Origin of the sequence: Pseudomonas sp. S10E 269 (assembly GCF_002798465.1) — a bacterium.
Lineage (GTDB): Bacteria > Pseudomonadota > Gammaproteobacteria > Pseudomonadales > Pseudomonadaceae > Aquipseudomonas > Aquipseudomonas pergaminensis.
The window spans coordinates 81733-94195 of sequence record NZ_PHIJ01000001.1; the positions used below are offsets into that span (position 1 = coordinate 81733).

The window sequence follows — 12463 nt, forward strand, 5'->3', positions numbered from 1 at the left end:
TGATCACCCTGGATTACTCTTTCTCGTTAAAGAACACGTCACCGAGAAAAAGCGCCTCAACGCTTCAAAGCTTAGCGATTACGGGCGGAAATCGACCGCTTTAAAATAAAAAAGAAGTTTCGTACAGCAAAGTTGGAAGTGTCTTTTACAAAATAATAAAACGAGTCAATGTGCCACTTCTTAATAACAAGAAATGCCCTACATTAACGTTCGCAAGAGCAACTAACTAAAAGAGAAACAGCTGACACCCAATCACGGCGTCAACTGTTCAACAGGCTTATGCTTGCAACCGTGCAGTACCGAACAGGCTGACGCTCAGCACCGTATCGCCCTGAGTGTGCAAGCGTACCGGCGCAATGCCACCCGGCATCACCACCGCGACTTCACCGCGCTCGACCCAGCCCGCACGCCAGGCCGCGCATGCCACCGCACTGGCGCTGGTTCCGGAAGACGCCGTGGGCCCCTCTCCGCGCTCGAACACCCGTGCAATGACGCGGTTGCCGGGCTGGCGCGCCGCCCATTGCAAGTTGACTCCCGCGGCACATGGCTGGCCGCCACCGACCGGGGGCGCAAAGGCGATCGCCTTCAAGGGGTCGAACAGCGCTGGCTGCAGCATCTGGGCGTTGTCTGGCAACGCTGATAGTTGCTGGACCAACGTCACACAGTGCGGATTACCTACCCGAACAAATTGACTGGTCGCCCACTGAGGGTTGATCGCCGCCAGCGCACTGACATGGCTCAGTTCGGCCCGGTCCAGAAACACCTGGCCAACCGCCTGCGCACCCACCGCCGTCGGACCAAACGCCGGCGCACCCAGCTCCAGCCAGAACCCCGCGACCCGTTCACGAACGGCGGGCTCCACCCGCGTGGCAACTGGCGATAGCGTATCCGTTTGGTCGTGATGGACCCGCAACTCACAGGCCGCGTCCATCAGGCCCTGATCGGTGAGGGCTTGGGCGAAAATCGTCAAGCCATTGCCACTGCGCTCGGCCAGGGAGCCGTCGGTGTTGACGATCAGCAGGTCGAACGGTGGCTCGGCCTGGAACGGCCCGACCAGCAGGCCATCACAGCGGTGAGCCTTGCCACCGGCCGGGCGTGATGCAGAGTCCCACTCACATTCAGAGGCAATGGCCGATGCTGTCCAATGGTTGCGAGTGCCCGCAGCCAAGTCAGCGCGCTCGGGTATATCAATGCCCTTGTCTCTCAAAGAGGTCGGGCTGACCACGCCATAGATATTGCCGCGGGCGTCGTAGAAGAGGGTCATGAGTCATCCACCAGACAATGCGTTGATGATCGAAATCAAAAAAGGGTCTTCGACTGTATGGGATTTCGGCACCACACATCCTACGCAACACTACACTCTCAGTTCCCCTGGATGGACGTTTTCATCAGGCCGAAGTCCGTGTGCGGTCGAGCAAACGCCGTCCTCTCACGTTGGAGGATGCAACCATGAAGACTCTCGTTTCAAAAAGCGCCTGTTGAAGTGCTGTACGAAGAGGGCGCAAGACATTCATCGGGCTGGTACCCGGTGGAGGTGAACAACTGGAGAGTTACAAGGGCACAGAAACCAATCCCCAAGGGATGCTGCTGGTACGGGTGGCAAACACCCAAGTCGTTGAGGTCACCGCCTATAGACCGATGCCTGACTGACGCGGTTTCAGAAGCGGCCTGGAAGGTGGTAATCCACCGCGAGAACCCTGGGGTTCAAACGCTCCCGCTGGGATTACGCACCTTCCAGACCGCCTCCTACAACTTGGTACTGCCTATGTGGCCGCAAACCGCCCTGGCGTTCCACGTTGTAAAAATAAAATTAAGGGCAGCCGGAATCCCAAGGGAACCCGGCTCGCACACCAAGGCCTGATGTGCAAGGATGTCGCGCCGGACATCGTTCGTTGAACGCAAAACCAAGGATTTTTCATGACTGCCATCCCCACCTCAGCGCCCGTGGTTCCCGGGCGGCTGGAGCAAATGTCGACCCGTATCGCTTTTTTCATTGCCGGGTTCGGCATCGCGGCTTGGGCGCCGTTGGTGCCCTATGCCAAGGCCCGTGCCGGGCTGAGTGAAGGCACGCTGGGCCTGTTGCTGCTGTGCCTTGGCGTCGGTTCGATCATCGCCATGCCCGCAGCAGGTGCATTGGCTTCGCGTTTCGGCTGCCGACGCGTATTGAGCGCCGGGACAATCATGATCTGCCTGGCATTGCCGATACTGGCGACGGTCAGTTCGATTCCCTTACTGATGGCCGGCTTGTTCCTGTTTGGCGCCGGCCTGGGAACGGTGGATTCCACAGTCAACCTGCAGGCAGTAATCGTTGAACGCGCCAGCGGTAAAACCATGATGTCGGGATTTCACGGGCTGTTCAGCCTCGGGGGGATTGTCGGGGCGGCGGGCGTCTCGGGCTTGCTGGGCCTGGGCTTGTCGCCACTGCAGGCGACCCTGGTGGTGATCGTCATCACGCTGGCGGCGCTGCTCAAGGCTGCACCGCACCTGTTGCCGTATGGCAGTGAAAGCTCTGGCCCGGCGTTTGCCGTGCCCCACGGTGTGGTGCTGTTTATCGGTTGCCTGTGCTTTATCGTGTTTCTGGCCGAAGGGGCGGTGCTCGACTGGAGCGCCGTGTTCCTCAGTGCCGAGCGCGGCCTGGATGAAGCTTATGCAGGCCTGGGTTATGCAGCATTCGCCCTGACCATGACCGCGGGACGCTTGACCGGCGATGCCATTGTGCGGCGCCTGGGTGCCACGCGCGTCATCGTGATAGGTGGTGCGTTGGCCACCGCAGGCATGTTGCTGGCAACCTTGTTTCCTGCGTGGGAAACCGCGCTGCTCGGCTATGCGCTGGTCGGCGCCGGCTGTTCGAATATCGTACCGGTGCTGTACACCGCCGTCGGCAAGCAAACTGTCATGCCGGAACACATTGCGGTGCCAGCCATCACCACCTTGGGTTACGCCGGCATTCTTGCTGGCCCCGCCTTGATTGGCTTTATCGCCCATGGCAGCAGCCTGAGCACCGCCTTTGTGCTGATCGCTGTGCTGCTGGCGGCGGTGGCCATCAGCGGCAAAATCCTCAGGGTGTGAACGTCAGCGTGCTTTGCGAGCCCTGTACCGCTCCCGCCAGAGTTCAAGGCTCTTGTTACTGAGGTAGCCTTCGTAATGAGGCGGACCGAACAATCGCGGGCTGTTGACACGCTCCAATGAGGTCAGCAGTCCCGGCCGCTCGATGATGTTCTTCGCTGTGTAGACGCAGAGTTCGCTGTACTTGGGCTTGGGCATGCCGGTAGACAGTTCCAGTACAGGTGCGCCTTTGCGATCAACCTCGTAGGGGTCCTGCATGACCTTCATGAGCGTTTCAATGGCGAGGTACTGGTACGGTTCGAAAAGGAATGTGCGGTCCTTGGTCGGATCCCTCAGTTGCTCAAACAGCTTTTGCAAAGCTTGGACGACACAGTCGTTGTCTTGGGCATGGAAGGGGTCCTGGCTGAATTCGCTTGGCGAGCTGTTGCCCGTTAACGCAGCGGCGGCGGCCCTGAGGCTGTCTCGCGTGATATCACCGTCGCGGTTCATGATCGCGTCAATCAGTGCTGGACGCTTGAGCATTTCGCGGACGACGCTGACGACTCTATTCAGCTCTTCGCTTTTCCCCATCATTCAGCGGCCACCCGACGCAATACCGAGTACGTCAATCGCCCCTCTTTCAGATACGCATGCAGCGAACCGTAGTCTCTTTTCAACGCATCCACCAACTCACCATCGGACCATGTTGCATCGGGTTCGCTAATGCTCGGGCGTGCCGTGGGCGCATTCTGCAGCTTCAAGTGACTCAGCCCGGGTTGCGCCATTCGCGACATCCGTGGCCTGTGCGTCACGTCTGCCTGCGCAGCATAGACCTCATTCCAGGTGTTAGGCTGGGCGGTCGGTTGTGGCGTAGTTGATCGCTCAGTTGCGAAATCCAGGGCCGGCGGGCCGAGTCTTGATACACCCTCGATAGTCATTCATTTTCTCCAACTTTTTCAAAACACACCGGTCCGGTGAATGCCACCGCAATCGCCGAAATCATCGAATGAATTCCAGGCAAACGGGTACCTGATGTGTGGCTGGATAAATAGGGCAGTTCCGTCAGATCGGTAATTACCCATGACAGCATGTAAATCGATGCCGCCATCCGGAATCAATTCCACCGCTGTCGACGCAACCAGGTCTTCAAGCCGTCGAAGACCCCGGCGCGCCCTAGCGCTTTGGAATCATCCACCGGGTACAGTCCAGACTCGACCAAGCTACGGGAAAAGTCATCGGCGACCGGTGTCTGGAATGTGCTCTGGCCAGCGAAGGCCTTCATTCGGCGGGTTTCGACGTCATGTGTATACGGATTCTCCTGCGAATCCTGCATAGCGACGCCCCGCCCTGCTGCCGGAGGAGCCGGCTCATGGCTATTGCTTTTGAACGCCTGGCCGCCAAGGTGCGGGCACTTGAAGGAGGTTGAAGTCATTGGTTAGCTCTCACGCTTTGTCTGAAGAGTGACCGTTGTGATCAAAGCTGCTGGCTGGGAGGAAAGTGGCACATTGACGCACACCGTTTGCATGCAATGGAGGTGGCGCCATAGCAGGTTACGGCGCCTGAACAGTGATCAGCGAGACGCCAGTAAAAGCGCCAGGAGACTGATTCGGCCATCACGGTCTTGACTCGCGAGGTTGTCCAATTTCGTTACTAAATCGCTGCGCTTGAGCATTTCCTGCGCCAACTGGATCAGATGGTCCTTCCCAGAATCCCCCGTCAGCGTGCTGGCAGCCAACTGTTTGAGGTCGTTGACCTGCAGGGACAGGTCCCACTGGCTGCCCCGCAATTCTTTGAAATGCTCGAGCAGCTCTTGGACCACGTCTTTGTCGCTGTGGTATTTGAAATAGTTGTCCCCGTTGATGACCAGGCGCAGATTTTCTCGGTCGATCAAACCATCCAGTGCACCGGTGGAGCTGTGACGGTCGATGGCATTCATCAGCTCCGGACGTCGCAGCATTTCCTTGGCCAGGCGAATGTTCTCGTTCATGACGGGATCACTGGAGCACTTTTTATTCGCCATCTCATGAATACTGTCAGCGCTGATATAACCTGGGTTCTTGGGGTCCCGAAAGGCCCTGAAGTTGTCCAGCAACTGCTGCGCCAACTGTTCGTTGTTCTTCAAGGAGTACTGGGTGTCAACGCCGCCTGGCGGGGTCGGGAACGGCCTGCCGACCGTGGGAGTAGGTCGCGGTGGTGGGCTGCTCTCACTAGGATTCGGCCTGGGTGGCGGTTTACTACCACACCCTGGGTGCATCGGTGGCCGGAAACCACTAAACAAACTGGTTATCCAGTCTTTGAGACCATTCAGGAAACTGTGCAGCATGGACACCTTGTTCTGACCCGGCATTTGACGTTCCACGGCTGCATGAGGATCACTAAACACGGGCCCGGACTTTTTCTCATGGGAGTGAAAACTGACAGTTACGGTGGCATGGTCCTTGAAGGAAAGCCCAGCAGGCGCCGGGCCGTCGGGTTTGACCAAAGGCTTGTCGTCTGCCAACGCTCGGTTGGGCGTGGTTGAAGCAGGTACGGATGCATCGTGGGTCGATATCGACATGAGTTTCTCCAATACAGTGAGCGTGACCTTCAGACTGAGGCGCCAACGTAGCGTCGAAGCCCATCAGGTATGCCCCTGTGTGGGGCTTGCGTCGGAATCAGTTCCGGAGCAGACCGCCGAACGCGCTGTAGAGGTGTAGGAAACGGGCAAAAAAAATCGCAGCCCTGAAGGGGGCTGCGACTTTTCCTGACACCGTGGCGTGGATCAGAACCCGACGCTGGCCTGCACGAAGAACGTACGTGGCTCGCCGAGGTACAGCCCGGCATTGTTGTCGCTGGAACGGGTGTAGTGCTGTTGATCGAAAACGTTTTTCACGCCGACACCCAGTTTCAGGTTGGACAACTGCTCGCCAAAGTCATAGCCGCTGCGCACGTTGACCGAGACGTAGCCAGGGATATCGCCAAATTGGCCATCGGCGGTGCCTCGGGTGATGTAGGTACTCGTGGTGCCGGGCGCACGCTGGCCGGACTGGGCGTACACATCCAGGTTATGGGTCCAGCGGTTAACGTCGTAACGCAGCCCGAGGGTGGCGACTTCACGGGAATACAGCGGCAGGTCGCGGCCCTTGAACGGCACGTCGCCTTCGGAGGTGGCCTTGGTGTAGGTGAAGCCGGCGTTGGCGGTCAGGCCATCCAGGCGTGGGTCCAGGTTCGACAGGTCGTAGTGGGCCGAGGCTTCGATACCGGTGTGCTTGGTCGCGCCGAGGTTGGTCCAGCCCACGTCATTGCTGACGTATTGCAGTTCATCCGAGAAGTCGATGTAGAAGAACGTCAGCTCACCGCCCCAGACATTGTCGTTGTAGCGCGTCCCCACCTCGTAGGTCTTGGCTTTTTCCGGGTTCAGGCCATTGGCGGTCTGGTCGCCTGTGCCGCCCTGGCCCAACTGGAAGTATTGCAGGCTGCCAAACGAGGTTTCGTAATTGGCGAACAGTTTCCAGGCATCAGAAACGTGATACATCACGCTCAGGGCCGGCAGCGGTTCGTTGTTGTGGATTTCGCGGCGTTTTTCCTGGGTGCGCGTGCCGTTCAAGGCAACCACCGGGCGGTCGTGCCATTCTGTACGAATGTCCTCGAAACGGATACCGGGCGTAATGGTCCACTTGCCGATATCGACTTTGTTATCGATATAGAACGCGTTGGCCTCGGTCCCCCCGGTGCGGTCCTGGTAGACGTGACCATCGCTCTGCCCACCCGGGGTCGGCACATTGTTGACCAGGTTCAGGCTGGTGGCCTGCTCATGCATGCCTTCCTTGAGGTAGCGATAGCCCAGGCTGACTTCCTGGGTACTCGGGCCCACGTCGAACACATGGGACACCCGCGGCTCGATGCCAAAGGTGTAGTAGGTGCGCGGGTAAGAGCCGATCGTCTTGAGGTCACGGTTGGCGATGTTACTGCCACGGAAACTGTCGGAGTAGTAGGTCAGCACTTCGGCCTGTGTGCGGTCGTCGATCTGGCGGATGTACTTGAAGGACACGTCCTTGCGGCGCCCGCTGAAGTTGTCCCAGTCACGCACCGATTGGTACGGGTTGGCGTCGAACTGCTTCTGGGTCAGGCCACCGGGCATGTCGGCGCTGGCGTCGTAGTAGTGGAAGTTCAGCGAGAAGTCGTCTTGGTCGGTCGGTGCCCAGTGGGTCTTGAAGATCACGTCGTCGATGTCGTTGGAGTTGTTGCTGTTGCGGTAACCGTTGCCGTTGACGCCGGAGTACAGCAAGGCAGCGCCGATGCCGTTGTCGGCGGTGCCGCCGATAAAGGCGTTATCGACGTGCTTCCAGCCACCGTGGGCGGAGGTTTGCAGGGTCGTGCCGACTTCGCCGGAGAATTTCTCGGGGATGGCGCGGGTCACGAAGTTGATCACACCACCGACGTTTTGTGGCCCATAACGCACGGAACCGGCACCGCGTACCACGTCGATGCTGTCCAGGTTACCGGCGGAAATCGGTGCCATCGACAATTGTGGTTGTCCATAGGGCGCAAACGCCGCCGGTACGCCATCGATCAGCACGGTGGAGCGTGGCGACAAGCGCGACGTCAGGCCACGTACGCCGACGTTGAGGGAAATATCGCTGCCGCCCGTACCGTTGGATTCCTGCACTTGCACACCCGGCACACGCCGGAGCACATCACCGACGTTCATTGCGCCCTGCTCCACCATGGCTTCGCGACGGATCACCGTGCGCGCGCCGGGGTGGTTCTGCACCACTTCAGCGTTGGCATCGCCGAGCCAGTCGCCGACAACCTTGATGTCGGTGGCGCCCAGTTCCAGGGGCGAGCCGGCTTCACCGGTGCCGCCGCTCAGCGGGCGCAGGGTCACGGAACCGGCATCGATCTGGTAGTCCAGGCCACTGCCTTGCAGCAACTGGCGCAGAGCTTGTTCTGGCGAAAGGTTGCCGTCTACCGCAGGGGCTTGCTTGCCGGCGACCATGTCAGGGCTGAAGAACACTTGCAGGGAAGTCTGCTGGCCCAATTGACTGAGGGCCGCGCCCAAAGGCTGGGCCTGGATGTGAATGGCCTCGGCGGCGTAGGCCACGGGCAGCGCGGCACTCACCGCAAGCGCCAGGGCGAGCGGCGCCCAGCGGGAAATTTTATTGTTGTTAACGGCAAGTTTTTTCACGTCGAACCTAGTCCTGTGATCGCAAAAGTATGCGGCTGTTAATGCAAACCAGTTGCAGTTGCAGGAGAAGACGAAGAACTCGAAAAAAACCTGAATGTCAGCGTGAAATTATTTCCTGGCTGCCGTCCGGCAAGGTGCGCACGGCGACCGGCAGGATGTGCGGCAACGCCTTGAGCAAGGCATCGGTATCGTTGGCCTTGAACACGCTGGTCAGGCGCAGGTTGCCCACCGTCGGCGTGCTGACCCGCAGCGGTTGCTCGCGATACCGCGAGACTTCCCGGGCCACTTCGCCCAACGATGCGTTGTTGAAGACCAGCTTGCCCGTGCGCCAGGCGGTCAACTCTTCGGTGTTCACACCGTAGGCCGCCGCCACCAGGCCCTTGTTGTCGACATGGGTCCCAAGGCCTGCGGTGAGCGTCACCACTTTGTCCGGGGAACGGCCTTGCACCTTCACGGTACCGGCCTCGACCATGACGCGGGTCTGGTCGTCATCACGACGCACATCGAACCGCGTGCCGGTGACTGTCACCTGCCCTGCCCCGGCGGCCACGACAAAAGGCCGGCTGGTGTCGTGCTCGACACTGAACATCGCTTCGCCCTGCTTGAGCTCCACGCCGCGCCGGCCTTTTTCAAAGTGCACCGCGACAATGCTGCGGCTGTTGAGGTCCATCACCGAGCCATCGGGCAATGCCACCTGGCGATGCTCGCCCAGGCGCGTGCTGAACTCGGCACTGTAGGGCTTGGGATGATCAAGCCCGCTGAACAGGCCCAGCCCCAGGGCAATGGCCACCACGCTGGCAGCCACTGCATAACGCAACACAGCCCGACGTCTGGGGCGCTCTACCGGCGCTTCACACAGTGCCTGCAGGCGCGCCTTGGGCAGCAGGTCGGTGGCACTCCACAGGCCTTGCAGCACGTCGAACTCATATTGATGGTCGGCATGCTCAAGGCGCCATGCGTCGAAGCGCTGGCGCTCGGCAACGCTCAACTCGGCGTCTTGCAGGCGCACAAACCATTGCGCGGCTTCGTCTCGGGCACGGTTATCCATCATGGAAGGTCCTGTTTCATGGCGGGCGGTCATGGCGCCATCGCGTCCAGGCGGTCGCGCAGATGCCGCAGGGTGCGGATCATATACTTTTCCACCATGTTTTTAGACAGCCCCAGGCGTGCGGCGATTTCCTGCTGGGTCAGGCCCTCGATTTTCTGCCAGATGAAAATCTTGCGGCAGTTGAGTGGCAGTTCGGCCAGGGCCCGCTCGATAGAGTCCGCCAACTGGATCGCGTGCATGAAGTGCTCCGGGTCGCCACTGTGGGGCGAACTCTGATCAAAGGCTTCCAGCGTGATCGCTTCCCGACGGTCTTCGCGTCGATAAGCGTCCACTGCGATATTACGCGCCGTTTGATGCAGATAGGCACGCGGTTGCTCTACTTCAGAGGAGGTTGACTCCAGCACCCGCACAAAGGTGTCGTGAGCCAGGTCTTCGGCCTGCTGACGGTTTCTCAGGCGGCGCGTCCAGGTCCCGATCAACTCTTCGTAGTGTTCGAAAAAGCCTGTTCTGCGGGGCGGCTGAGGGATCATCGCGGGAGCACTGGGGAGGCGGGGCGTGAATAGTAATGCTTCCTATTAAGTGGAGCAATTGCTACCCGTCGTACGCGCACCGCGTTGAATCTATTGCGGGCTCGCCACCTGCTTGAGACGGCTGAGCTTCTCCCGGCTGCCACACACGCTCATCTGGCACCACTTGCGCTGTTTATTCTTGGAGATGTCGAGGAACACCCAATCGCAGTCCGTGGCGCCACAACTGCGCAACGCGTGCAGATCACCGGATACCAGTAATTGCGTGGCCTCTATCGCCAGGCGCCCCAGTACCATGGCCGTCAGCTCTTGCGTAGTGGTGCAGGGCATCCACCCCCAGGCAGGCTTGCCTTCGACAGAACGCAGCACCCGACGGGCAACGCCCTCCTGGAAAGTCTCGTTGACCTGTTGCAAGGCGCCATCGGGCGCAGCACCTTGCAACGACAACGGGTAGAAAACGGCGTACAGGCATTCCCTGAACGCGATGATCGCGTCAAGGTTCGGCTGGTACGCCATCGATGGCTCAAACACCATCGGCTTATAGTCTTCAAACTCCCGGGGGGAGATCAGCGCGGCATGCAACGCCCATTCAAAGAAGAACTGAAAACTGGTGAGCCGTTCTTCCATGACCTTGAGCGCCGTACCGGGACGACGGCCGTTGGTGGTATTGATAAAGTCCAATACCCGGGCCCCACCAATCAGACGGATCGATTTTGCAGTGCCCGTAAAATGTGTCATGCCTGCTCCTGAAAAAACGCGTTCTCCGTGCGATGGCGCAGATTACCTTGTTTTTTCGCGTTGCAAACACTGCCCCCACGACGCAAAGACAGACGGCTAGTTGCGATCGTCGTTATGCGCCACCCAGTCAAGAATCGTTGCGACCGACTCTTCCACTGAAAGCGCCTGGGTATTCAGGTGCACTTCCGGAAACACCGGCACGTCATAGCGGGAGTCGATACCAGTGAAGTTCTTGATCAACCCCGCGCGGGCTTTTTTATACAGGCCCTTGGGGTCGCGTTGTTCGGCGGTTGCCAAGGGCGCGTCCACGTGCACTTCGACAAAAAACTCATTGCCGATGATCGAGCGCGCGTAGTGGCGGCTGGCCGACGACGGTGAGATCAGCGCCACGATCACGATCAGCCCCGCCTCCAGCATCAATCGCGCGACCTCGGCGACCCGCCGGATATTCTCGTCACGGTCGCTGTCGGTAAAACCCAGGTCCCGGCACAGCCCGCCACGTACCGAGTCGCCATCAATAATCGCGGTGATCCGCCCCTGTTCCTGCAGGGCGAGGTCCAGCGCATCGGCGATGGTCGACTTGCCGGACGCGGAGATGCCGGTCATCCAGATCACCGCCGGCTTGTGCTGTATCCGCGCGTGTTCGCCACGCCGGTGGCTGAACGCAAACGCGTGCAGATTCTGGTTTGGACGCTCAGGAAAATAACTCATGGCCGCTCACCCTCCCTCACTGGAACAGGCTGTTTACCCAACATGAACACCATCACGCATTGCACGAACAGCAACAGCGCAACCACCCAGTAGACCGTCGAGAACGACCCGGTCAGGTCCTTGGAAAAACCGCCCAGGAAGTTGCCGCACACGCCACCCAGGCCGATCAACACGTTGGCAATGCCGAAGGCCTGGGTCAGCCGGCTGACCGGCACGATCTGCCCGATGTAACTGGGGACCAGCCCGAAGATGGGGTAGAACGCCAACGCAAACAAAAACGCGGCCAGGTAGAACAGCGCAAGGCTGTTGAAACTGAACACCAGCGTGGCGGCCAGCCCCGCGCTCAGGAAACACATCGCCAGCGACGCCCGCACGCCCACCTTGTCGGCAATCCATCCCACCAGGAACCCCGACGCCATGCCCACGGCACCGATAGTGGTCCACACAAAGCCGGCATCCCGTACCGACACGCCCAATTCATCGCGAAGGAACGGCGCCAGGTAAGTCTGGAACGGCAGCAGCGCCATGCCATTGAGAAAAGCGATGACCCAGGTCAGGTACAACGAGCGACTGAGCCACGGTTGGTGGCTGTCCGACGCGCTGGCGCGCTCCCCGGCGAACCCGGTGTCCTGGCTTGCCGACAGGTTGCGCAACAGAAACCAGGCCACCACGCACAGGGCTACCGAGATCAGCCCGGCGGTGAGCCAGATCGAGCGCCAGCCGCCATTCAAGGTCAGGAACGACACCAGCAAGCCATTGATGAACACGCCATAGCTGGTGCCGCTGGAGATCAGCCCCATGACCCGCGAGCGATTGCCCGGGCTGAAACCCTTGGTGACGATCTCCGCCAATGGGATATACACCGACGCGGAGCAGCCGCCGAGCAGGATCAACAAAGCGCCCGACAACCAGATACTGTGACTGATGCTCAGGCCCAGCAACGCCAGGGAGGTCATCACGGTGGAGACCAGGCTGATTTTCCAGCCCTCGAAATATCGGCTGATGACACTGGTGACCGATGAAAACAGCAGGAAGCCGATCTGCGCGCCGCCGGTGATCAGGCCCACCGTGGTGTAGTCGAAGCCGATGTCGCGGCGCATGTCCACCACCAGGTTGGCGAACAGGTAAACCCCGAAGCCATAGGTACTGGCCACGAACCCGGTGAGGACGATCGCCAGCACGACGCTGTCCAGTGGGCGGGCATTGCTCTGTACGAGTGTGCTCATC

12 protein-coding genes are annotated in these 12463 nt (G+C 59.8%); 1 reads left to right on the plus strand and 11 read right to left on the minus strand.

Annotation, left to right across the window (positions count from 1 at the left end):
* Positions 1–277: 277 nt before the first annotated feature.
* Positions 278–1264, minus strand: coding sequence for a diaminopimelate epimerase (locus tag CWC48_RS00405; RefSeq protein ID WP_100491120.1), 987 nt, complete (start codon positions 1262–1264; stop codon positions 278–280).
* 653 nt (positions 1265–1917) lie between these two features.
* On the opposite strand from CWC48_RS00405, the gene CWC48_RS00410 reads away from it, so the two are divergent.
* Positions 1918–3069: an MFS transporter gene (locus CWC48_RS00410; protein WP_078047767.1), complete on the plus strand. Its 1152-nt coding sequence runs from the start codon at positions 1918–1920 to the stop codon at positions 3067–3069.
* 3 nt (positions 3070–3072) lie between these two features.
* Here CWC48_RS00410 and CWC48_RS00415 read toward each other — a convergent pair whose 3' ends face one another.
* From CWC48_RS00415 to CWC48_RS00460, 10 genes are all read right to left on the minus strand, one after another.
* The gene (locus CWC48_RS00415; RefSeq protein ID WP_250883761.1) at positions 3073–3639 is read right to left on the minus strand and encodes a type III secretion effector protein; all 567 of its coding nucleotides are present in this window, start codon (positions 3637–3639) and stop codon (positions 3073–3075) included.
* Positions 3636–3983, minus strand: a complete 348-nt coding sequence (locus CWC48_RS00420; RefSeq protein ID WP_078047766.1) for a hypothetical protein — start codon at positions 3981–3983, stop codon at positions 3636–3638. The genes CWC48_RS00415 and CWC48_RS00420 overlap by 4 nt, the downstream gene beginning before the upstream one ends.
* Positions 3980–4153, minus strand: a complete 174-nt coding sequence (locus CWC48_RS30090; protein WP_157806791.1) for a hypothetical protein — start codon at positions 4151–4153, stop codon at positions 3980–3982. Before CWC48_RS30090 ends, CWC48_RS00420 begins: the two co-directional genes overlap by 4 nt.
* Positions 4154–4615: 462 nt before the next feature.
* Positions 4616–5602, minus strand: coding sequence for a type III secretion effector protein (locus CWC48_RS30310; RefSeq protein ID WP_177409463.1), 987 nt, complete (start codon positions 5600–5602; stop codon positions 4616–4618).
* A 204-nt stretch (positions 5603–5806) separates the two neighbouring features.
* The gene (locus CWC48_RS00435) at positions 5807–8212 is read right to left on the minus strand and encodes a TonB-dependent receptor (RefSeq protein WP_100491121.1); all 2406 of its coding nucleotides are present in this window, start codon (positions 8210–8212) and stop codon (positions 5807–5809) included.
* A gap of 97 nt (positions 8213–8309) precedes the next feature.
* Positions 8310–9263: a FecR family protein gene (locus CWC48_RS00440; RefSeq protein WP_100491122.1), complete on the minus strand. Its 954-nt coding sequence runs from the start codon at positions 9261–9263 to the stop codon at positions 8310–8312.
* 26 nt (positions 9264–9289) lie between these two features.
* Complete coding sequence (locus CWC48_RS00445) at positions 9290–9790, minus strand: sigma-70 family RNA polymerase sigma factor (protein ID WP_100491123.1); 501 nt, start codon at positions 9788–9790, stop codon at positions 9290–9292.
* 90 nt (positions 9791–9880) lie between these two features.
* Positions 9881–10525 (minus strand): CGNR zinc finger domain-containing protein, encoded by a 645-nt coding sequence (locus CWC48_RS00450; protein WP_100491124.1) that lies wholly within the window; start codon positions 10523–10525, stop codon positions 9881–9883.
* A gap of 96 nt (positions 10526–10621) precedes the next feature.
* Entirely contained in the window at positions 10622–11236 is a 615-nt protein-coding gene (gene cysC / locus CWC48_RS00455; protein WP_078047760.1) for an adenylyl-sulfate kinase, read from the minus strand.
* Entirely contained in the window at positions 11233–12462 is a 1230-nt protein-coding gene (locus tag CWC48_RS00460; protein WP_100491125.1) for a nitrate/nitrite transporter, read from the minus strand. The genes cysC and CWC48_RS00460 overlap by 4 nt, the downstream gene beginning before the upstream one ends.
* Position 12463: the final 1 nt, after the last annotated feature.

Coding starts and splice junctions, on each gene's coding strand:
- CWC48_RS00420 (WP_078047766.1), bottom strand. CDS start 3,983: ATGACTATCGAGGGTGTATCAAGACTCGGCCCGCCGGCCCTGGATTTC.
- CWC48_RS00405 (WP_100491120.1), bottom strand. CDS start 1,264: ATGACCCTCTTCTACGACGCCCGCGGCAATATCTATGGCGTGGTCAGC.
- CWC48_RS30090 (WP_157806791.1), bottom strand. CDS start 4,153: ATGGCGGCATCGATTTACATGCTGTCATGGGTAATTACCGATCTGACG.
- cysC (WP_078047760.1), bottom strand. CDS start 11,236: ATGAGTTATTTTCCTGAGCGTCCAAACCAGAATCTGCACGCGTTTGCG.
- CWC48_RS00450 (WP_100491124.1), bottom strand. CDS start 10,525: ATGACACATTTTACGGGCACTGCAAAATCGATCCGTCTGATTGGTGGG.
- CWC48_RS30310 (WP_177409463.1), bottom strand. CDS start 5,602: ATGTCGATATCGACCCACGATGCATCCGTACCTGCTTCAACCACGCCC.
- CWC48_RS00415 (WP_250883761.1), bottom strand. CDS start 3,639: ATGATGGGGAAAAGCGAAGAGCTGAATAGAGTCGTCAGCGTCGTCCGC.
- CWC48_RS00460 (WP_100491125.1), bottom strand. CDS start 12,462: ATGAGCACACTCGTACAGAGCAATGCCCGCCCACTGGACAGCGTCGTG.
- CWC48_RS00440 (WP_100491122.1), bottom strand. CDS start 9,263: ATGATGGATAACCGTGCCCGAGACGAAGCCGCGCAATGGTTTGTGCGC.
- CWC48_RS00445 (WP_100491123.1), bottom strand. CDS start 9,790: ATGATCCCTCAGCCGCCCCGCAGAACAGGCTTTTTCGAACACTACGAA.
- CWC48_RS00410 (WP_078047767.1), top strand. CDS start 1,918: ATGACTGCCATCCCCACCTCAGCGCCCGTGGTTCCCGGGCGGCTGGAG.